This is a genomic window from Agromyces sp. Marseille-P2726, assembly GCF_902809835.1.
In the GTDB taxonomy this organism is placed as follows: domain Bacteria; phylum Actinomycetota; class Actinomycetes; order Actinomycetales; family Microbacteriaceae; genus Agromyces.
In genome coordinates this window covers 305,463-324,828 of record NZ_CADDWM010000014.1, presented here as the reverse complement: position 1 = coordinate 324,828, position 19,366 = coordinate 305,463, and the positions used below count along the sequence as shown (strand labels likewise).

Below are 19,366 nucleotides of genomic sequence, written 5' to 3'. Positions count from 1 at the left end.
CCGCCAACAAGAAATGAGGCAGACAATGAAGTTCCTCAGACGACGCGCACTCGGAGGCATCGCGGCGATCGCCGGCGCCGGCCTCCTCCTCGCCGGCTGCTCGGGGGCGCCCGCAGCAAGCAACGACGAAGGCGACGCCAACGCCGACACGACGCCGGAGAAGTCCAGCCTGACCGTGGCGATCAACCCCTCGTCGCAGTTCGCGCCACTCTTCCATGGAATCGATTCCGGCATCTTCGAAGAGCACGGCCTCGACCTCGAGATCGTCCCGCAGACCGACGTCGCGGCGATCGTCTCCGGCATCGCGAGTGGGCAGTACGACTTCGGTTTCGCCACGGTGGTTCACGTCATCACGGCGAATGCCAACGGCATCCCGCTGCGAACGGTCTCGACCATCGAGGGTCAGATCAAGCCCGACGACGAGGGCACCGTGACGATCGCCTCCGCCGAATCGGGGATCACCGACTTCAAGGACCTCGAGGGCAAGCGCTTGGCGACCGTCGGCCTGTCCTCGATGAACACGCTCACCACCTGGGCGCTCGCCGACGAGGCCGGCGCCGATGCGAAGGCGATCGAGCTGGTTCAGCTGCCCTTCGGGCAGATGGCGGCCGCACTCGCGAACGGCGATGTCGATGCCGCGGTGATGCAGTGGCCGTTCGCCGAGGACGCCCTCAACGCGGGCGGCGTGGCTCTCGGGTACAACAACCGCGTCATGTTCAAGAACACCGCGACGACGTTCTTCAACACGTCGCAGTCGTTCATCGACCAGAACCCGAACACGGTGCAGGCGTTCTCCGACGCGATGATCGAGTCGATCGAGGCGGCGAGTGAGGACCCCGACGGGGCTCGTGAGGCGTTGGTGCCCGGCCTCGGGCTCACGGAGGAGCAGGCGGCAGGAGCGCGCTGGAACATCGGTGGCGTGCCGTACGTCAACCTCGATGCGTTCGAGAGCGCGCAGGGGTTCCTGACGAAGTTCACCGAGGATGCCTCGGTGAAGGCGGCGATCGAGAAGCTCGACGTCTCGACGTTGGTATGGCCGGGCGCCCTGCAGTAGCACGGCGATCGTCACGGGAGGGAGCACGATGAGCATGCCAGCACATGGATGGATCCGATGGATCCTGCCGTCGCTGACGGTGCTCGTCGTGCTCCTCTTCTGGGAACTGGTGACGGCCGCGGGAGTCGTGAGCCCGCTCCAGTTCCCGTCGATGACCGACTCGCTCGAAGCGCTGTGGCGGGAGTTCGGCTCGGAGCGGCTGTGGAGCGCGGTGGGAGCGACCATGCTCGGCTGGCTGATCGGCATGGTGATCACGATCGTGCTGGGGCTCGTCGTCGGAACGGCGCTCGCCTTCAACGGGTTCGCCCGACGCAGCGCCGCGCCCGTCATCGAGCTGTTCAAGGCGATCCCCTCGATCGCGATCCTGCCGCTCGTCATCCTCGTCCTCGGATCGACCCTTCCGATGAAGGTCTTCCTGATCTGCTTCGCGGCGTTCTGGCCCTTCGTCATCCAGGTGATCTACGGCGTGCAGTCGATGGACCCGGTGGTGCTCGACACCTCGCGGGCACTCGGGGTCCGCGGCCCGCGTCGCTTCTTCTGGGTCAGCATCCCGAGCGCATCCCCCTACCTGGTCACGGGCATGCGGATCGCATCTGCGCAGGCATTGATCCTCTCGATCGTCGCGGAGATCGTCGGCGGTGCCGAGGGGATCGGCCGGAACATCCTGCTCGCCCAGAACTCGGGGACGACCGCGTATCCGACCATGTACGCGTACATCATCGTGGCGGGTCTGCTCGGAATCCTCCTGACCGGTGCCTTCTTCCTGATGGAACGCAGAGTCATGCATTGGCACGAATCCCAGCGCAACATCCGCGCCTCGAGCAAGGTTGGACGAGCATGAGCCGCCTCACGACCAGCGCCGTTCCGACGGAGCGCACGAAGGTGCCGGCATCGACCGAGGCACGGCGACGCTTCGGTCGCATCGCGACCGTCCTGTGGCTGCCCGCCCTCCTGGTGGTGCTCTGGTGGGTGGTGAGCGCCAACAGCACGTCGCCGTTCTTCCCGCCGCTGGCCGACATCCTCGCGGAGACCTGGAACCAGTGGGTCGTCTTCGGAGCCTGGCCGAACGCCACCTCGAGCCTGCAGAACCTGTTCTTCGGATACGTGCTGGGGGTGACGATCGGCATCGTCGGCGGATCCCTCCTGTGGCGCTACGAGCACGTGAGGATCGCGACCAACCCGCTCATCTACTTCCTCTACGTCCTTCCCGCACCTGCGCTGCTGCCCGCGATGATCGCCATCTTCGGCATCGGCGACATGCGCCAGATCGCGCTCATCGCGCTCGGTTCCATCTGGCCGACGCTGCTCAACACGCTCGACGGCATGCGCGGCATCGATGCCGTGAAGTTCGACACCGCTCGCGCGCTCCGGTTGGGCGGCTGGCGCACGTACTTCACGCTCGTGCTGCCCGGCGCCGCACCCCAGATCGCCGCCGGACTCCGCGCCAGCCTGACGGTCGGCATCATCCTGGTCGTGGTGAGCGAGATGGTCGCGGCACAGTCGGGCATCGGCTACTTCATCCTGCAGGCGCAGGCGGAATTCGCCATCAAGAAGATGTGGACCGGCATCCTGGTCCTCGCACTCATCGGCACGTTGCTGAACTACCTGTTCATGTTCGTCGAGCGCATCGCGCTGCGTTGGTACTACCGATCACGCGCGCTGGGCGGATCGTAGGAGGACCAATCATGACCATCACGCAGACCGATACGGCCGTACTCGCCGTCGACGGCCTCCGCAAGATCTACAACGAAGGCACCGACCAGGCCAACATGGCGATCGATCGGGTGTCGTTCCTGGTCGAGAAGGGCGAGTTCGTCTGCATCGTCGGTCCCAGCGGCGCCGGCAAGACGACCCTGCTTCGCTGCATCTCGGGACTCGCAGCACCCAGCGCAGGATCCATCGCGTTCGAGGGCGAGCCGCTCGACAGCGTGCCCGAGCAGCTGGGGCTGGTCTTCCAGGACTACAGTCGCTCGCTCTACCCGTGGTTCACCAACGGGAAGAACGTCGCGCTGCCGCTCGCGGCCCGCGGCGTGCCGAAGTCGGAGCGGGCGCAGCGCGTCACCCAAGCGCTCACGAGCGTCGGCCTCGGGCACGTCGAGAAGAAGTACCCGTGGGAGCTGTCGGGCGGAATGCAGCAGCGCGTCGCGATCGCGCGTTCCCTGTCGTATCGGCCCGAGCTGCTCCTGATGGACGAGCCATTCGCGTCGGTCGATGCGCAGACCCGGTTCGACCTCGAGGACCTGATCCTGAAGGTCCGACGCGAGTTGGGAATCACCGTCGTGCTCGTGACCCACGACATCGACGAGGCGATCTACCTGAGCGACCGCATCGTCGTGCTGTCGAAGAATCCGAGCGTCGTGAAGGAAGTGGTGACCGTGCCCCTGGGTGCCGAGAGGTCGCAGGTGGAGACGCGGTCGAGCGAGACGTTCCTCGAGTTGCGCAGTCACCTGCTCTCGCTCGTGATGCCCAACGACGACTGATACGGACACCCCTCGAATGGGAAGCGCGAGCACGCAGCGCGAGCGCGAGCACGGAGCGCACAGCCAGCACAGAGAGCATGGAGACATGGAACACGTGGAATCGATGTCATCGACGATCACGCCGGTGCGACTCGGCCAGCTGATCGGCGGTCGGGAGCTGCCGGCCGATCGCGAGATCGAGGTACGCAACCCCAGTCGGCGGGGCGAGCTCGTCGGTGCGGTTGCGGATGGCACGGCGGCGGACGTCGACGCGGCAGTCGACGCCGCCGTCGCTGCCGCGCACGCATGGGCGGCGACGTCGCCGCAGCACCGGATCGAGCTGTTCGCACGGATCGCGGACGAGATCGACGCACAGGCGGACGACCTTGCGACGCTCGTCGCGCGGGAGAACGGCAGCGTGCGTCCGATCGTGCGACGCGAGTTGATCGGCACCGGCGCGGCCTTCCGCGACGTCGCCGCGTACCTCGTCGAGAAGCTCTCGCCCGTCGAGCACCCGTCAGGCCCTGCTGGTGAGTTCGTCCGGGTGCATCGACGGCCGTTCGGCGTGGTCGCCTGCGTCGTGCCCTGGAACGCGCCGCTCATCCTGACCGCGAACAAGCTCGCTCCCGCCCTCGCGGCAGGGAACGCCGTCGTGCTCAAGCCATCCCCTTTCGCACCGCTCGGGGTGACGCTCATCGCGCGCATCGCCGCATCGATCCTCCCGCCGGGGGTCGTCAACGTCGTCAACGGCGGCGGCGAGGTGGGTGCTGCGCTGATCGGGCACCGCGAGGTACGCAAGATCTCGTTCACGGGGGGCGGCGAGACCGCACGCCACATCATGAGGCAGGCCGCAGACACCCTTACGGGCGTGCATTTCGAGCTCGGCGGCAACGACCCGGCGATCGTGCTCGACGACGCCGATCTCGAGGCCACCGCCGACCGTATCGTCGAGTCCGCCTTCCGACGGGCGGGCCAGGTCTGCTTCGCCGTGAAGCGGATCTACGTCCCACGGTCGCAGGCCGACGAGTTCGCGCGCCTCCTGGTCAAGCGCGCAGAGCGCATCACCGTCGGCGATGCGCTCGACGAGCGCGCCACCATGGGCCCACTCAACAACGCCGGTCAGCTCGAGAAGGTCCAGGGGCTTCGCGAGCGCACGACCGCCCTGGGTCGCGACGTCCGCGAGGTGGGCACCGCACTCGATCCCGACGCGTGGAACGACGGGTACTACCTGATGCCGGCGCTCGTGCTGGATGCACAGCACGACGACGAGATCGTGCGCGAGGAGCAGTTCGGCCCGATCCTTCCGATCGTCGCCTACGACACCGAAGACGCGGCGATCGCGATGGCGAACGACACCGAGTACGGCCTGTGCTCGTCGGTCTGGTCGCGATCGGTGGACCGCGCCCTCGACGTCGCATCGCGCATCGAAGCGGGGATGACGATCGTCAACAACCACCTCTTCACACCGGTGGGCTCCCGCGAGATCCCGTTCGGCGGCTGGAAGCAGAGCGGCATCGGCTGGGAGGCCTCCCCCTACGGGATCGACGAGTACCTGCAGTTCCAGAGCGTCGACGTCCAGTCGTTCCCCGAGCGGGACGCTTCGTGACGAAGACGGCGTCGACGGCGAGCGTCCTGATCGATGCGCTGCGCGAGGCAGGCGTCCGGTACCTGTTCGCGAATTTCGGCAGCGATCACCCTGCGATCATCGAGGCGCTCGCGGCCGACCGGGAGCGGGGCATCCCGAGCCCTGCCGTCGTGCTCTGCCCGCACGAGTACACGGCCCTCAGTGCGGCGCACGGCTACGCGGCCGTGACCGGCGAGCCGCAAGCCGTCTTCATCCACACCGACGTGGGCACGGCCAACCTCGGCGGCGCCGTGCACAACGCCGCACGCTCGCGGGTGCCGGTCTTCATCTTCGCCGGCCTCACGCCATACACCCTCGAGGGTGAACTGCCCGGGTCGCGCAACACCCACATCAACCACCTGCAGGACGCGCCCGATCAGCACGCGCTGGTGCGTCAGTACGTGAAGTGGAGCTACGACATCCGCACCGGGCGGAACGCTCCGCAGCTCGTGCATCGTGGGCTGCAGCTCGCCGCGAGTGCGCCGGCCGGTCCGGTGTACCTGACCGGTGCGCGCGAGGTGCTCGCCGAGGACGTCCCGCGCGCGGAGGTGTCGCCGCGGCAATGGCGGCCGGTGGCTCGCATGGCGGCGCCCGAGCAGCTGATCGACGGACTTCTCGACGATCTCGGGCGGTCGCGGCATCCCCTCGTCGTGACGACCTACCTCGGACGCCGCCAGACGGCCGTGGCGAAGCTCGTCGAGTTCGCCGAGCGGTTCGCCATCCCAGTCGTCGAGGTGAACGCCGAGGTGCTCAGCTTTCCGCACGACCACCCGCCCCACGGCGGCGACGACCCGCACCGCATGATCACCGAGGCCGATCTCGTCATCGCGCTCGACACGGATGCGCCCTGGCTGGCGGCGACCGCCCGGCCTCGCGACGACGCGAGGGTGTACGTGATCAACGAGGATCCCCTGCAGGAGGCGATCCCGCTCTGGTATGCGCCGGCCGACCACTTCGTCCGAGCCGACGGCGAGATGCTGCTCGACCAGCTCCTCGACCGAGTCGCGCCGAGCGACGACGACGGACGGATCGAGCGGCGCGCAGCGGCCGTCGCTGCCCAAGGACGAGAACAGCGCTCGGCGTTGACCGAGACAGCGACCACGGATGCCGCGAACCAGCGCCTCACGCCGGCCAGTGTCGCGCACGTGCTCTCCGGACTCATCGACGACGACACCATCGTGCTCAATGAGGCGATCTCCGAGGCGCCGACCATCTGGAAGCACCTGCCGCGCCGCAAGCCCGGCACGCTCTTCGGCAATCGCGGCACTTCCCTCGGCTGGTCGGGTGGAGGCGCGCTCGGCGTGAAGCTCGCCGTGCAGGATCGGACCGTCGTCAGCATCGTCGGTGACGGCACGTTCTTCTTCAGCGTCCCCTCGTCGACCTACTGGATCGCCGACCGGTACCGCATCCCCGTCCTGACGGTCGTGCTCGACAACGGCGGCTGGAACGCCACGAAGCGCAACCTGCAGCGTCAGCACGCAGGGCAGCTCGCCGATCGCACCGATCGGTACTGGGTGAACCTGCAGCAGACCGCCGACCTGCCGGGTATCGCCGGCGCGGCCGGATCCGCCTGGGGGACGACGGTGACCGAGTACGACGACCTCGCGGACGCGCTGCGCACGGGACTCGCCCACGTGGCCGCGGGCACCGCAGCCGTCGTGTCCGTGCGGCTGGACGCCATCTCCCGTCAGCCGGAAGACGCGCTGTGACGCTGCCCGGCAGCAGCACTGCATCGGTCTCCGACGGCATCGGACTGCGCTCCGCTCGCGGTCCGGCGCTGCTGGCGATGCTGCTGGCGACGTTCCTCATCGGCATGTCGGCCTGGGTCATCTCCACCGCCATCCCGTCGATCGTCGCCGACATCGGCGGGTTCGCGTCGTTCCCTTGGTTGTTCTCGGTCTACCTGCTGACGATGACGGTCACGGTGCCGGTATTCTCGAAGCTCGCCGACACCATAGGACGCAAGCGGCTGCTGATGTTCGGCATCGTCGTGTTCATCCTCGGATCCGTGCTGTGCGGACTCGCCTGGGACATGCCGTCGTTGATCGCCTTCCGCATCGTGCAGGCGCTCGGCGGTGGCTCGATCCAGCTCCTCGCCCTCACCGTCATCGGCGACCTGTACACCCGCGAGGAGCGCGCACGGATCCAGGGATACCTCGCGGTGACGCTGGCAACGGCGAGCGTGGTCGGCCCGGCCGTCGGCGGCGTCTTCGCCATGTTGGATGCCTGGCGGCTGGTCTTCCTGATCAACCTTCCGCTCGGCATCCTGACGGCATGGCTCGTGCATCGCAACATCCACGAGCAGCTCGAGCGACGGCGGCATCGCATCGACTACCCGGGTGCCGTGCTGATCACCGGAGCCCTGACACTCATCATGCTCGGCCTGCTGGAAGGCGGCGACGCTTGGGAGTGGACCTCGCCGATCAGCATCGGCCTGTTCGCCGTCGGAGGCGTCTTGATGATGGCGTTCCTCGTTCGCGAACGGTACGCCGCCGAGCCGATCATCCCGCTCCCCCTGTTCCGACGTCGGCTCGTCGTCGTGCTCGCCGTGCTCGGCGTGATGATGGGCGCGATCATGGTGGGGTTGACGGCGTTCGCACCGACGTACCTGCAGATCTCGGCCGGCATCTCACCGGTGTGGGCCGGCGTCGCCGTCGCCGCAATGGCGATCGGGCTGCCGGTTGCCTCGGCCCTTGCGGCACGGCTCTACCTACGGTGGGGGCTGTGGCCCACGACGGTGCTCGGCGCGGTGGCCACGTTCGCCGGGGCAGCGGGCCTCGCCGCGTGCGCATCCTTCCCGTCCCCGTGGATCGTCGCGCTGTGCGCGGCGGTGATCGGCATCGGTTTCGGCTTCACGACCGTCCCCGGTCTGGTGGCGGTGCAGGAGAGCGTGAGCTGGGATCAGCGGGGGGTCGTCACGGGCCTCGTGACCTTCTTCCGCTCGCTGGGGCAGGCGATCGGCGTCGCCGTCCTGGGCGCGGTGGCGAAGAGCGTGCTCGACACCGGCCCCTCTGGGCAGCAGGATCCGTCAGTGGTCTTGACGGCGAGCACCGCGGTGTTCGTGGTCGTCGCGGGATTCGCACTCGTGCACCTGGTCGCTGCGTTCGGGATGCCGCGGGGTCGACGCGTCCCGAGCTCGCACGTCAGCTCTCGTCGGGCGTCAGCGGAAGGTCTTCGGCCATGATGATGAGGCCGCCGCCCTTGCCCGCGGAGTCGGCGAGTTTCTCCGCCCACGCCATGTTCAGCTCGGGCTCCAGACCGCTGGCGTACTCGAAGTAGAGGTGCGCGCCGTTATCGATCCAGATGGCCTGCCGTCGCTCACCCGAGGAGGGGGGCGTCTTCCATGCCATGAAGAAGTTCTCGCCGCGGCGCAGCTTCACGCCGATGATGAGCTGCAGATGGGCGAGCAGGCGATCGTCCATCTCGAATGTGTGGTTGCCGTAGTGCAGTCGTCCCATCTGATCCTCCCGGCGCAAACGCTAGCGCGAACGCGCGGCGTGCGGGCGGAGCCGTTCGGGGCTTGAATCCCGGCTGACGCCCCTGCTATTCACTCAGAACACGTCGAGATCGTCGAGGTAGGTCTGCGCCGGCGGCGCCTGCTGCGAGTCGGCGACGGTCCCCGGGACCGGATCCTCCTCCTGGGTGACCTCGATGGACAGGCTCATCCCCGGTGACACGAGCACGTTCCACACCCGCTCGGGTGTACGAACCAGCTCCACGAAACCCCCGCCCGCGCGCAGCTGATCGGTGATCGCCTTCATGATCGCCTCGGTATCGAGCTCGGGCGGGAGGAAGTGCGCCCGCCCGTCGATGGTGATCCAAGCCTGCAGCATCGGCTACCCCGTTCCGTCTCGCCCAGCCAGTCTGAGGGATCGACCCGATGGTGAAAACGCCCTTGACGAGCGGCGCATCTTGCACGAGGCATCGACCGACGGGCCGTCGTGCGGGCCATCCGGCAGCTCGGCAATCCCCTTGACCGGCCCTCGGCCGACTGGTTTCGTGGCTCACTCCTGAGGACGGCGCGGCATCACGATGAAGGAGCAGAGCATGCGAGCGATGGTGTATCGCGGGCCGTACAAGGTGCGCGTCGAGGAGAAGGACATCCCGCGGATCGAGCATCCGAACGATGCGATCGTCAGGGTGGAGCTCGCGGCCATCTGCGGCTCCGACCTGCACCTCTATCACGGCATGATGCCCGACACTCGCGTCGGCCAGACCTTCGGCCACGAGTTCATCGGCGTCGTGACCGAGGTCGGCTCATCGGTCCAACGGCTGAAGCCCGGAGACCGCGTCATGGTGCCGTTCAACATCTACTGCGGCTCCTGCTACTTCTGCGAGCGCGGCCTGTACTCGAACTGCCACAACGTCAACCCGAACGCGACGGCCGTCGGCGCGATCTACGGCTACTCGCACACGTGCGGCGGATACGACGGCGGGCAGTCGCAGTACGTACGCGTGCCGTTCGCCGATGTGGGTCCCGCGCTCATCCCCGACTGGATGGACGCCGAGGACGCCCTCATGTGCACCGACGCGCTCGCCACGGGGTACTTCGGCGCTCAACTCGGCGACATCACCCAGGGTGACACGGTCGTCGTGTTCGGCGCCGGCCCCGTGGGCCTCTTCGCTGCGAAGTCGGCTTGGTTCATGGGAGCCGGGCGCGTCGTGGTCGTCGACCACCTCGACTATCGCCTCGAGAAGGCCCGCAGTTTCGCGCAGGCCGAGACCGTGAACTTCGCGGAGATCGACGACATCGTCGTGCACCTCAAGCGCGACACCGACGGACTGGGCACGGATGTCGCGATCGACGCAGTCGGCGCGGAAGCGGACGGCAACTTCACCCAGCACGTGACCTCGGCGAAGTTGAAGCTCCAGGGAGGATCGCCGGTCGCGCTCAACTGGGCCATCGATTCGGTTCGCAAGGGCGGGACCGTCTCGGTGATGGGTGCCTACGGCCCGATGTTCAGCGCCGTGAAGTTCGGCGACGCGATGAACAAGGGGCTCACGCTCAGGATGAACCAGTGCCCGGTGAAGCGGCAGTGGCCGCGACTCTTCGAGCACATCAGGAACGGCTATCTCAGGCCGAAAGACGTGATCACCCACCGCATCCCCCTCGAGCACATCGCCGAGGGCTACCACATGTTCTCGGCCAAGCTCGACGGCTGCATCAAGCCGGTCATCGTGCCCAACGCTGCCTAGGAGGATCGTCATGCCGTACACATCTGCACCGCACGAGCATCAGGTCGACACCGCGGAACTGCGACGTCGGATCCCGGGCTGGGGCGTCGACCTCGACCCCGCGAACCGGCCCGCGGTCCCCCGTGAGCGCATGGAACCCGGCGGCACCGGGTCGCACTGGGCCTTCCCCGAGCGGCAGCCCGAGCCCTCCCCCAGGGAGCGGTCGATCGAGCACCTGGAACTCCCGCCGGTGTTCGGCACGGTCGCGCCGCTCAAGGGCCTGTCGGGAGCCATCCGCCGATATGCCTATGCGAGGTACAGCGAGGGCAGGGCCGCCCACTGGCTGCTGCTCATCCTGGGCGACCGGGTCGACGCCGTCGAGAGCCACCTTCGCTCATTCGCGACACTTCGCCCTGACAACCCCGTCACGCAGACTGGCGTGCTGAGCGAGTTCCGGCGGCACGGGTTCTCGTCGCGGTTCCGCACTCGTCGAGCCGACCGTTCGCATCAGTGGCTCGATCCCATCATCATCGCCGGCCCGTGGGTGCTCACGGGCGTCGTCGTTGCGGCGGCCGCTCGAGGTGTGCTGCGGCGGGCGGCCGGGCGGCGCACCTGAATCGGCGAGACCACCAACCCGACGTCCGGGCCTGAACGACACCAGTGGGCGACCAGTGGTCATCACGGGCGCGATCCGGGGACGAGAAGAGCACGCTCGAGGCATCCACGACCGCATGCGGTCTCATCTGAAGGAGCCTCACATGAGCACGATCACCACGACCCCCGGGTCCGCCGCCGCGTCGACTGCCGACATCCAGGCGTTCAGGGTCGAGTATCCCCAGGAACGGCTCGATGACCTGCGCCGTCGCATCGAGGCGACACGCTGGCCGACCGCGGAGCTGGTCACCGACCGGTCGCAGGGCGTTCAGCTGGCGACGGCGCAGGCGCTCGCCCGATACTGGGCGACCGAGTACGACCTGCGCAGGGGCGAGTCGAGGCTGAACGCACTCCCCCAGTTCACCACCGAGATCGACGGCGTCGACATCCATTTCATCCACGTCCGGTCGCCGCACGAAACCGCGATTCCGTTGATCATGACCCACGGCTGGCCCGGGTCGGTGATCGAGCTGCTCGACTCGGTCGGGCCGCTGACCGACCCGACTGCCCACGGCGGTACCGCCGACGACGCCTTCCACCTCGTGCTGCCCTCGCTGCCGGGCTATGGCTTCTCGAGCGAACCCACCGAGCTCGGCTGGGACTCCGCTCGCACGGCGCGGGCTTGGGCGGATCTCATGCACCGGCTCGGCTACGAGCGCTACGTTGCCCAGGGTGGCGATGTGGGCGCCCTCGTCACGGATCTCATGGGTCGCCAGGCGGTCGAGGGTCTGGCCGGGTATCACCTCAGCCTCCTCACCGCTGTGCTGGCGGTCGGCGATCACCTGCCGCGGGAGTCCGAGCAGGAGCGCGCGGCGGCGACGGCGTTCCGAACCTTCCGGGAGGACGGCTTCGGGTACTTCCTCGAGATGGCCACTCGGCCGCAGACGATCGGGTACTCGCTGCTGGATTCACCCATCGGGCTGGCGACGTGGTTGCTCGACCATGACACCGACAGCTACTACAAGATCTCCCGGGCATTCGTCGATGGCGAACCCGTGGGCAACCTCACCCGCGACAACATCCTCGACAACATCACGCTCTACTGGATGACCGGAACCGCTGTCTCGGCGGCCAGGTCGTACTGGGAGGACGCTCGAGCCCTCGCCGCCTCCCTCGCCAGTGGTCAAGCCCCTCCGCCCGTCAACGTTCCGGTCGGGTTCACCACCTTCCCCGGCGAGATCTGGGCGTCCCCCCGAAGCTGGGTCGAGGCGGTGTACCCCGACCTCGCGTACTTCAACGAGGCCGACCGGGGCGGCCACTTCGCCGCCTGGGAGGAACCCGACGTCTTCACCGGGGAACTTCGCGCCTCGTTCAAGGCCCTGCGTTGACGGCGTGCCACCGAACGGGGAGGTGAGCATCGTGCGCGCTCTGCATGCGTACGCCAGGAGCGACCCGTCGCGCCTGGTCGTCGAGGATGCGCCGTTGCCGGAACTCGGCCCGAGCGACGTCCTGGTCCGCGTGCATGCCAGTGGAGTGAGTCCGGGCGAGCTCGACTGGCCGACGGCGTGGCTTCATCACGACGACACGCCACGCCGTCCGCCCATCGTGCCCGGTCACGAGGTCGCGGGAATCGTCGACGCGGTCGGACCGGACGCCGCCGGGCTCACCGTCGGTGATGCCGTGTTCGGCTACATCGATGTCCGACGTGACGGCGCGGACGCGGAGTACACGGCGGCCCGGGCGGACGAGCTCGCACCGGAGCCCGTGACACTGAGCCATGCGCAGGCAGCCGCGGTCCCGCTGTCGGGCTTGACCGCATGGCAGGCGCTCGTCGACCACGGGAATCTCGCGCCGGGCCAGCGGGTACTGATCCACGGGGGCGCGGGCGGCGTCGGCACGTTCGCCGTTCAGCTGGCGTCTTGGCGGGGTGCTCACGTCGTGGCGACGAGCGCGTCGCGCGATGCCGACCTCGTTCGTGACCTCGGTGCCCGGGACGTGATCGACTACCGAACGGGCCGGTTCGAGGAGGTCGTGTCGGAGATGGATCTCGTCATCGACACGGTCGGTGGCGAGACCTGGGAGCGGTCCTGGCGCGTGCTGCGCCCCGGAGGCCGACTGGTGTCGATCGCCGTTCCGCGTCCGCCGGGGCGCGACCCCGTCGAGGGGCGGCAGGCGATCTGGTTCGTCGTCAGGCCCGACAGGGAGCAGCTGATGGAGCTGGGCAGGTTGATCGACGCGGGGCATCTCCGGCCGATCATCTCGGATGTCGTACCGCTCGCCAGAGGCGCGGAGGTGTACGGGCGGGCCGGGCCCCGAGGCGGGCCCGGCAGGGTCGCCCTGCTCGTGGCTGCGGCCGGGGCGGGGGCGTCCGCGCCCGCGGCCGCAAGGACGACCGCCGTGCCCTAGTTCAGGATCACCGTCCGAGTCGCCATCAGGGCCTGCCGCAACTCCTTGCGAGAGGCGATCCCGAGCTTGTGGAAGACCTTGCGAAGGTGCCACTCCACCGTCCGCGGGCTGAGGAACAACTGGGCGCTGATCTCGGGGTTCGAGTGTCCGTCGCGTGCGAGGCGGGCGATCTGCTCCTCCTGCGGGGTCAACGCGTCGCGGGTGCCGGGCCCCCGCCTGCGGACATGCTCACCCGTGGCGACGAGCTCACGGCGGGCGCGCCCCGCGAAGGCGTCCCTCCCGATCGCCGTGAACCGCCGGGACGCGGTACGCAGGCGATCGCGGGCCTCGATACGGCGTCCTTCGCGACGAAGCCATTCGCCGTGGAGCAGATACGCCCGCGCCAGCTCCGGGCGGAGCGGCGTGCGACCCAGCCTGTGGACGGCCTCACGATAGGCATCCTCCGCGGCGTCGCCCTCGCTCACGAGCGCGCGGCTACGGGCCTCGATCCCAGCCGCAGAGTCCGTGTCGCAGGGCTGCGTGGTCTCGACCAGCCGAGCGAGCGCCTGGGCCGCCCGTTGCGAGTCCCCGGCGCGCGCAGCCGCCTCCACCAGCTCGGGCAGGGCCCACACCGAGACGAACGGCTCGGACGTGGCCGACGTCGCGCGTTCGGCGGCGGCCATCGCCTCGCCGTATCGGGCGAGGCCGTTGTAGAGCACCGCGGCGGCCCAGTCGGCATTGGTCGCAGCCATCCCCTGCCCGCCTCGGCCCGCCGCGGACAGCGTCTCACCGATCAGCGCCTCCGCCTCACGCTCATCGCCCCGAGCGGCCGCCAGCCGGAGTGCGACCGTGGGCGGGAAGTGGCTCCCGATCGACGCCGCGACGCTGGTGGCCTCGGCGGCGATCGAGGCGGCGCCGGCGAGGTCCCCGGTCCACACCGAGACGTTTCCGAGGGCGGCAAGGGGAATCGACAACTGACCGAGGGCCCCCGCCCGCCGGAAGATCGCACTCTGCGACTCGGCGATCGACCTGGTGCCGTCGGGATCCCATGTGGCATCCGTGGCCGCCGTCGCCGCCCATCCCCACGCGATGACGTCCCCGGCACCGATGCCCGCGAGCGCCTGGGCCGCGCGCTGCAGCGTGGTGGCCGCCGCGCGATGTCCCTCCAGGATCAATCGTGCGACACCCTCCAAGAGCAGGTCGAGCGCACGGGGTTCACCCGGTCGAGGTGGGAGGGAGAGGATGGTCCGGCAGAGGTCGGCGAGATCGTCGGGGCCGGCGTGGTGCCCGGCGAAGACCGTCGCGACCCAGGCGATCAGGTAGGTCTGGCGCCCCTGTTCCGGGTCGAACGCCTCCACCTGGCGGGCGGCCTTCACCAGCATCGGCGGAGCTTCGCTGCCGAAGCCGGATGCGAAGGCGACATGCGCGCGAAGCAGGTCGGCCAGCACGACCTGGACGGTGTTCAGCTGTCCGCCCTCCACCCTGTCGAGCAGTGCCAGCGCGTCGTCGAACGCGCCTGCCTGGAAGCAGGCCTGAGCGGCGGCCAGGGTACGCGCCGTGCGGCGCTCGGGCTCGGGTGTCAATGCCGCGGAGCGCTGGAGGAAGGCCGCGGCGGCCGAGAGACCGCCGCGGGCCTGCGCCCGCCCGGCGGAATGCTCCAATGCCGACGCGACCTCCTCGTCGGGACCGTCGCTGGCGGCCGCAAGGTGCCACGCCCGACGATCGGGATCGGCCTCGGGATTCGTCGCCTCGGCCAGGACGGCGTGGACCCGCCGACGGTCGCCGACGTCGGACTCGCGATAGACGACAGAGCGCACGAGGGGATGCCGGAACCCCACCTCACTTCGGCCGTCGAACAGTCCGGCTGCCCTCGCTGGGACGGCCGCATCGGGGGCGATGCCCATCCGTTCGGCGGCGGCGCGGATCAGGTCGGTGTCGCCGACCGGCTCGGCGGCGGCGATGAGCAGGAGTTGCCGGCTCGGGTTAGGCAGCGCGTCGAGCCGACGGCGGAAGCTCTCCTCCACCCGGGCGGGTACTGATACCGAGTCGGGCAGACCGTAGCCGCCGGCGATGTCCGACGCCGACCACGACTTGGGAAGCTCGAGCAGGGCGAGGGGATTGCCGCCGGCCTCTGCGATGATCCGGTCTCGCACCGACTCGTCGAGGCGACCGGGAATCACCGCCGCAGCGAGAGCACGGGCATCCCGGTCTCGAAGTGGCGAGACCGTCAGCTCCGGCAGACCCGCGAGCTCTGCAAGGTCCTCGCCGTCGCGCGCTGCGAAGACCAGGACCACCGACTCGGCGGCAAGCCGCCGCGCGACGAAGCCCAGCACCTGCGCCGAGACCCGGTCGAGCCACTGCGCGTCGTCGATGAGGCAGACGAGCGGCTGCTCCTCCGCAACGTGCGACAGGAGCGTCAGCACAGCCAACCCCACCAGGAACTTGTCGGTCGGGTTGCCGGCTCGGAGGCCGAACGCCGTTGCCAAGGCATCGCGTTGCGGTTCGGGGAGGCTGTCGAGGTGATCCAGGAGCGGCGCGCAGAGCTGGTGCAGTCCGCTGAAGGCGAGCTCCATCTCCGATTCGACGGAATCCGTTCGTAGGATGCGGCATCCGGCAGCGTTCCGCAACAGGTAGTCGAGCAGGGCGGTCTTGCCGATTCCGGGCGTGCCGCGAACGACGAGGGCGCCGCTCGTGCCGTCATGCGCGTGGGCGATCAACTGGTCCAGTCGGGCGCGCTCGTCTCGCCTGTCCGTCAGGCGTCGATCAGCCTGGGCCTTCGCTCCCACGAGTGGCTCACCACCTCGGCTCGACCACGGGGTCGCGGCGGTGAGGGCCGCCGCTTCCTGCGACTGTACTCGGATGCCGGCGGCGAGACCACCGGGGGATCCATGCGCGGATCGGAAGTCAAGGGGCTGGGAAGCGCATCGGCTCCCGAGTAGAACGAGGAGCACCGGAGGCGATGACCTGAACCGAGTGGGCACGCCCGCACGAGAGAAGGAGACACCGTGGACACGACGCAGTCGCAGCGGGCGAAACAGCCCCGCACTCCCTTGGCAGGACCGTACGGCCATCCGTTCCATCCGATCCTCGTCACCATCCCGATCGGCACCTGGATCGCGAGCCTGATCTTCGACCTCATCGGTCTCGTCGTGGAGGATGCCACGCCGTACGCACTCGGCGCCCAGGTGCTGATCGCGATCGGAGTGATCGGCGCCCTGCTCGCCGCCATCTTCGGATTCCTCGACTACTCGGTCATCCCCTCGAACACGGTCGCCAAGCGCACCGCGCTCACCCACATGCTGCTCAACCTGGGTGCCGTGGTGCTCTTCGCGGTGAACTACTTCGTGCGGGCGGCATCCGACCATGACGAGGTGAGCATCATCGGACTCGTGCTCACGATCATCGGACTCGCGGCGATCGGGGTCTCGGGTTGGCTCGGCGGGAAACTGGCGTATCACTACGGTGTGCGCGTCGCTGCCGAGGAGACGCAGGCGGAGGGGTTCCGTCGCGCCTGACCGAGGCGGGAGCTTCGAATATCCTCCAGACGCTAACGCTCAGGACGAAGCTGGCGTAGGTTTGCGTTATATCGCGTTTCGAGCCTGAGTGGCGCTGGAGGGATGCACGACGAAGGCGGGTCGGCCGAGCCGACGACGCACGCCGGGTGACCGCGAGGCGCCTCCGAAGGGTGGAGGTGGTCACTGTGGACGTCATTCTCGGCGTGCTGCTCGCGCTCCTGATCATCATGGCCGTCTCCTTGGCCACGGTGTTCTTCGTCGCCCGGGCGATCGCGAGGCGGGTCCGCCGCAGCCGTGCGATCGGCGGGGCGGTGCTGCGCACTCGCGCCGGACTCAGTTCCGGCGCGCGCGGAAAGGTGCTTCGCCTGCGCGTTCGGCTGCACGACTCGCTCGACAGCGGACGCGCCGCGGTCGAGGTCGCGGGTCGAGGGCAGGCTCCGCGCGGAGACGTCGACCGCCTCTTCCGTCGGATCCGGCACGAGGGCGAAGCGCTCGACCTGCAGTTGCGGCTGATGGAGAGCGAGACGGATGCCGCGGTGCTGGCCGAGCAGCTCCCGGCCGCCGGCCGGCGGGTCGACCAGGTCGCCGACCTGATCCACCGACTCCGCGCGGCCGTGGCTTCGGGCCTCGGCGACGTCTCGGATGACGCGCTCACCACGCTCCACACGGATGTGGAGCACGAAGTCGTCGCGCTGCACGCCGGGGTGCAGCACCTGCGAACGTTGAACCAGCGGGACCACCCCGACGCGCGACCGCGAATCATCCGGCCGACCGCCTGACACCTTCGAGAAGGGACCGAACATGAGCAACACATCGCGGATGCGAGACATCTTCCGGGTCAAGACCTCGAAGGCATTGGACCGGGTCGAAGACCCCCGGGAGATGCTCGACCACAGCTACGACCAGCAGGTGAAGCTGCTGCAGCAGGTGCGACAGGCACTGGCGGAGGTCGCGACCGCGAAGAAGCGGGTCGACCTGCAGGGGCAGGAGCTGGGCGCCCGCTACCAGCGCCTGGAGGGCCAGGCCCGCGAGGCCCTGGCGCAGGGCCGAGAGGATCTCGCACGCGCTGCACTCGAGCGTCGATCCCTCATCGAGCGACAGGTCGCGAAGCTCCAGGAGCAGTACGCGGGCATGCAGCAGCAGACTGCGCAGCTGGAGGAACGCGAACGCCGGCTCGCCGAGCAGATCGCCGTGTTCAAGGTCGAGAAGGAGACGATCAAGGCCACGTACACCGCCTCCGAGGCGCAGGTGAAGGCGAACGAGGCGGTGGCCGGCATCGGCTCGACGATCAACGACATCGGCACGAGCCTCGACCGGGCTCGCGACCGCGTCGCACAGATGCAGGCTCGGGCGGCGGCCACCGACGAGATGCTCGCGAGCGGCGCCCTCCAGGACCTCACCGCAGCGCCCGATGCCGACATCGACCGGCAGCTCGCGGCGCTGAGCGCCCAGGCCGAGGTGGAGCGCCAACTCCAGGCCATGCGCGACGCCGAGAAGGGTCACGGAGCGGCCGACCGCCGTGGCGACGGCGACTCGGGATGGCTCAGCATCGGGCAGGGCCCGAGCGCGCAATAGTCCCGGCACGTTGACGTCGGCCACGGCGTCGAGGAAGATCATCGTCATGGCCAGGGGGGCCGCCGACGAGACGACTGACGCCCGACGACGGGTGCGGCGCACTCCGAAGCGCCCGGCGTCGACCCTCGCCGAGCGGTGGACGACGATCGACGGCGTCGACGTCTTCTATCGGGAGTCGCCCGACGTGCCCGACGAGCCCGCGATGGTGCACCTGCACGGCTTCGGCCTCTCGGGCCGATACCTGCTGCCGACTGCGGAGCGGCTCGCGGGCGAGTTCCACACCCTGGTCCCCGATCTGCCCGGGTTCGGCCTGAGCTGGCGGGCGCCCCGAGCGCTCGACGTGCCGGGCCTCGCGCGTGCGGCCGTCACGTTCCTCGACGACCGCGGAATCGAGAAGGCCACGCTGGTGGGCAACTCGATGGGCTGTCCCGTCATCTGCGAGTTCGCGTACGAGTTCCCCGAGCGGGTCGAACGTGCGGTGCTCGTCTCACCCGCCGGCGGACGATTCAACCAACCGCTCATGGGCGCGATCGCGCAGCTCGCCCGCGACGGGGGTCGCGAGCCGAGCAGCATGGTCAAGGTCGCGACGCCCGACTACCTCCGGTTCGGGATCTACAGCACATTCCGGATGTTCCGGGCGCTCACACGGTACCCGACGCTCGAGCGACTCCTGGAGCTGCGCGTTCCCACGCTGGTCGTGGTCGGCGACAAGGACCCGCTGATGCCCCCGCCGGCCGCCGTCCGGGAGGTCGCCGCCCTGGCTGAGACCTCAGTGGTGCTGGTGGTCATCGAAGGCGCTGCACACGCCATCAACTTCAGCCACCCCGACGAGCTCGCCAACGTGATCCGCCTGTTCATGGCGGACCGGCCCATCGTCGACGATCCCGATGCCCCCGGAGTCGCTCGACAGATCGACCTGCATCCGCAATAGTGCTGCCGCGCTCGGGCTGCGACCAGAATGGGACCGGTGAGCGAGAGGAGCGCG

At 68.9% G+C, this 19,366-nt stretch carries 18 protein-coding genes; 15 read left to right on the top strand and 3 right to left on the bottom strand.

The window, feature by feature from the left end; genetic code table 11:
• The first annotated feature begins 25 nt into the window (after positions 1-25).
• The 7 genes from HUS56_RS10985 (at position 26) to HUS56_RS10955 (ending at position 8,321) form a co-directional block, all read left to right on the top strand.
• Positions 26-1,054, top strand: coding sequence for an ABC transporter substrate-binding protein (locus tag HUS56_RS10985; protein ID WP_173923474.1), 1,029 nt, complete (start codon positions 26-28; stop codon positions 1,052-1,054).
• A 28-nt stretch (positions 1,055-1,082) separates the two neighbouring features.
• Positions 1,083-1,895, top strand: a complete 813-nt coding sequence (locus tag HUS56_RS10980; protein ID WP_173923473.1) for an ABC transporter permease — start codon at positions 1,083-1,085, stop codon at positions 1,893-1,895.
• Positions 1,892-2,728 carry an ABC transporter permease gene (locus tag HUS56_RS10975; RefSeq protein ID WP_173923472.1) on the top strand — a complete coding sequence of 279 codons (837 nt, stop codon included), beginning with the start codon at positions 1,892-1,894 and terminating at the stop codon, positions 2,726-2,728. Before HUS56_RS10980 ends, HUS56_RS10975 begins: the two co-directional genes overlap by 4 nt.
• Before the next feature lie 11 nt (positions 2,729-2,739).
• On the top strand, positions 2,740-3,534 hold the full coding sequence (locus tag HUS56_RS10970) for an ABC transporter ATP-binding protein (RefSeq protein ID WP_173923471.1): 795 nt from the start codon (positions 2,740-2,742) through the stop codon (positions 3,532-3,534).
• Between the two features lie 85 nt (positions 3,535-3,619).
• Positions 3,620-5,119, top strand: coding sequence for an aldehyde dehydrogenase (locus HUS56_RS10965; RefSeq protein WP_173923470.1), 1,500 nt, complete (start codon positions 3,620-3,622; stop codon positions 5,117-5,119).
• On the top strand, positions 5,116-6,846 hold the full coding sequence (locus tag HUS56_RS10960) for a thiamine pyrophosphate-requiring protein (protein ID WP_173923469.1): 1,731 nt from the start codon (positions 5,116-5,118) through the stop codon (positions 6,844-6,846). The genes HUS56_RS10965 and HUS56_RS10960 overlap by 4 nt, the downstream gene beginning before the upstream one ends.
• Positions 6,843-8,321 carry an MFS transporter gene (locus HUS56_RS10955; RefSeq protein ID WP_254431405.1) on the top strand — a complete coding sequence of 493 codons (1,479 nt, stop codon included), beginning with the start codon at positions 6,843-6,845 and terminating at the stop codon, positions 8,319-8,321. Before HUS56_RS10960 ends, HUS56_RS10955 begins: the two co-directional genes overlap by 4 nt.
• On the opposite strand, the gene HUS56_RS10950 is transcribed toward HUS56_RS10955, so the two are convergent.
• Both HUS56_RS10950 and HUS56_RS10945 read right to left on the bottom strand, forming a co-directional pair.
• Positions 8,281-8,595, bottom strand: a complete 315-nt coding sequence (locus tag HUS56_RS10950) for a hypothetical protein (RefSeq protein ID WP_173923468.1) — start codon at positions 8,593-8,595, stop codon at positions 8,281-8,283. The two genes, HUS56_RS10955 and HUS56_RS10950, sit on opposite strands and share 41 nt — an antisense overlap.
• Before the next feature lie 93 nt (positions 8,596-8,688).
• Positions 8,689-8,970, bottom strand: coding sequence for a hypothetical protein (locus HUS56_RS10945; RefSeq protein WP_173923467.1), 282 nt, complete (start codon positions 8,968-8,970; stop codon positions 8,689-8,691).
• A 214-nt stretch (positions 8,971-9,184) separates the two neighbouring features.
• Between HUS56_RS10945 and HUS56_RS10940 the strand changes: the two genes are divergently transcribed.
• The 4 genes from HUS56_RS10940 to HUS56_RS10925 all read left to right on the top strand — a co-directional run bounded on the left by HUS56_RS10940 (position 9,185) and on the right by HUS56_RS10925 (position 13,312).
• Positions 9,185-10,333 carry a zinc-dependent alcohol dehydrogenase gene (locus HUS56_RS10940; protein WP_173923466.1) on the top strand — a complete coding sequence of 383 codons (1,149 nt, stop codon included), beginning with the start codon at positions 9,185-9,187 and terminating at the stop codon, positions 10,331-10,333.
• Between the two features lie 10 nt (positions 10,334-10,343).
• Positions 10,344-10,928: a hypothetical protein gene (locus HUS56_RS10935; protein ID WP_173923465.1), complete on the top strand. Its 585-nt coding sequence runs from the start codon at positions 10,344-10,346 to the stop codon at positions 10,926-10,928.
• 142 nt (positions 10,929-11,070) lie between these two features.
• Positions 11,071-12,294 (top strand): epoxide hydrolase family protein, encoded by a 1,224-nt coding sequence (locus HUS56_RS10930; RefSeq protein WP_173923464.1) that lies wholly within the window; start codon positions 11,071-11,073, stop codon positions 12,292-12,294.
• Positions 12,295-12,325: 31 nt separating this feature from the next.
• A complete protein-coding gene (locus HUS56_RS10925) occupies positions 12,326-13,312 on the top strand; it encodes an NADP-dependent oxidoreductase (RefSeq protein ID WP_173923463.1) in 987 nt (328 codons plus the stop codon).
• Here the strand turns inward: HUS56_RS10925 and HUS56_RS10920 are convergent.
• On the bottom strand, positions 13,309-16,077 hold the full coding sequence (locus tag HUS56_RS10920; protein ID WP_217423999.1) for a helix-turn-helix transcriptional regulator: 2,769 nt from the start codon (positions 16,075-16,077) through the stop codon (positions 13,309-13,311). The two genes, HUS56_RS10925 and HUS56_RS10920, sit on opposite strands and share 4 nt — an antisense overlap.
• Before the next feature lie 219 nt (positions 16,078-16,296).
• Between HUS56_RS10920 and HUS56_RS10915 the strand changes: the two genes are divergently transcribed.
• The 4 genes from HUS56_RS10915 (at position 16,297) to HUS56_RS10900 (ending at position 19,312) form a co-directional block, all read left to right on the top strand.
• Positions 16,297-16,806: a DUF2231 domain-containing protein gene (locus HUS56_RS10915; RefSeq protein WP_173923461.1), complete on the top strand. Its 510-nt coding sequence runs from the start codon at positions 16,297-16,299 to the stop codon at positions 16,804-16,806.
• 185 nt (positions 16,807-16,991) lie between these two features.
• Positions 16,992-17,585, top strand: a complete 594-nt coding sequence (locus HUS56_RS10910) for a hypothetical protein (protein ID WP_173923460.1) — start codon at positions 16,992-16,994, stop codon at positions 17,583-17,585.
• A 22-nt stretch (positions 17,586-17,607) separates the two neighbouring features.
• The gene (locus HUS56_RS10905; protein WP_173923459.1) at positions 17,608-18,381 is read left to right on the top strand and encodes a PspA/IM30 family protein; all 774 of its coding nucleotides are present in this window, start codon (positions 17,608-17,610) and stop codon (positions 18,379-18,381) included.
• A 46-nt stretch (positions 18,382-18,427) separates the two neighbouring features.
• A complete protein-coding gene (locus HUS56_RS10900) occupies positions 18,428-19,312 on the top strand; it encodes an alpha/beta fold hydrolase (RefSeq protein WP_173923458.1) in 885 nt (294 codons plus the stop codon).
• Positions 19,313-19,366: the final 54 nt, after the last annotated feature.

Excerpts from the sequence above, each read along its gene's own strand:
- HUS56_RS10985 (WP_173923474.1), top strand. The coding sequence starts at position 26 with ATGAAGTTCCTCAGACGACGCGCACTCGGAGGCATCGCGGCGATCGCC.
- HUS56_RS10980 (WP_173923473.1), top strand. The coding sequence starts at position 1,083 with ATGAGCATGCCAGCACATGGATGGATCCGATGGATCCTGCCGTCGCTG.
- HUS56_RS10975 (WP_173923472.1), top strand. The coding sequence starts at position 1,892 with ATGAGCCGCCTCACGACCAGCGCCGTTCCGACGGAGCGCACGAAGGTG.
- HUS56_RS10970 (WP_173923471.1), top strand. The coding sequence starts at position 2,740 with ATGACCATCACGCAGACCGATACGGCCGTACTCGCCGTCGACGGCCTC.
- HUS56_RS10965 (WP_173923470.1), top strand. The coding sequence starts at position 3,620 with ATGGAACACGTGGAATCGATGTCATCGACGATCACGCCGGTGCGACTC.
- HUS56_RS10950 (WP_173923468.1), bottom strand. The coding sequence starts at position 8,595 with ATGGGACGACTGCACTACGGCAACCACACATTCGAGATGGACGATCGC.
- HUS56_RS10945 (WP_173923467.1), bottom strand. The coding sequence starts at position 8,970 with ATGCTGCAGGCTTGGATCACCATCGACGGGCGGGCGCACTTCCTCCCG.
- HUS56_RS10940 (WP_173923466.1), top strand. The coding sequence starts at position 9,185 with ATGCGAGCGATGGTGTATCGCGGGCCGTACAAGGTGCGCGTCGAGGAG.
- HUS56_RS10935 (WP_173923465.1), top strand. The coding sequence starts at position 10,344 with ATGCCGTACACATCTGCACCGCACGAGCATCAGGTCGACACCGCGGAA.
- HUS56_RS10930 (WP_173923464.1), top strand. The coding sequence starts at position 11,071 with ATGAGCACGATCACCACGACCCCCGGGTCCGCCGCCGCGTCGACTGCC.
- HUS56_RS10905 (WP_173923459.1), top strand. The coding sequence starts at position 17,608 with ATGAGCAACACATCGCGGATGCGAGACATCTTCCGGGTCAAGACCTCG.
- HUS56_RS10900 (WP_173923458.1), top strand. The coding sequence starts at position 18,428 with ATGGCCAGGGGGGCCGCCGACGAGACGACTGACGCCCGACGACGGGTG.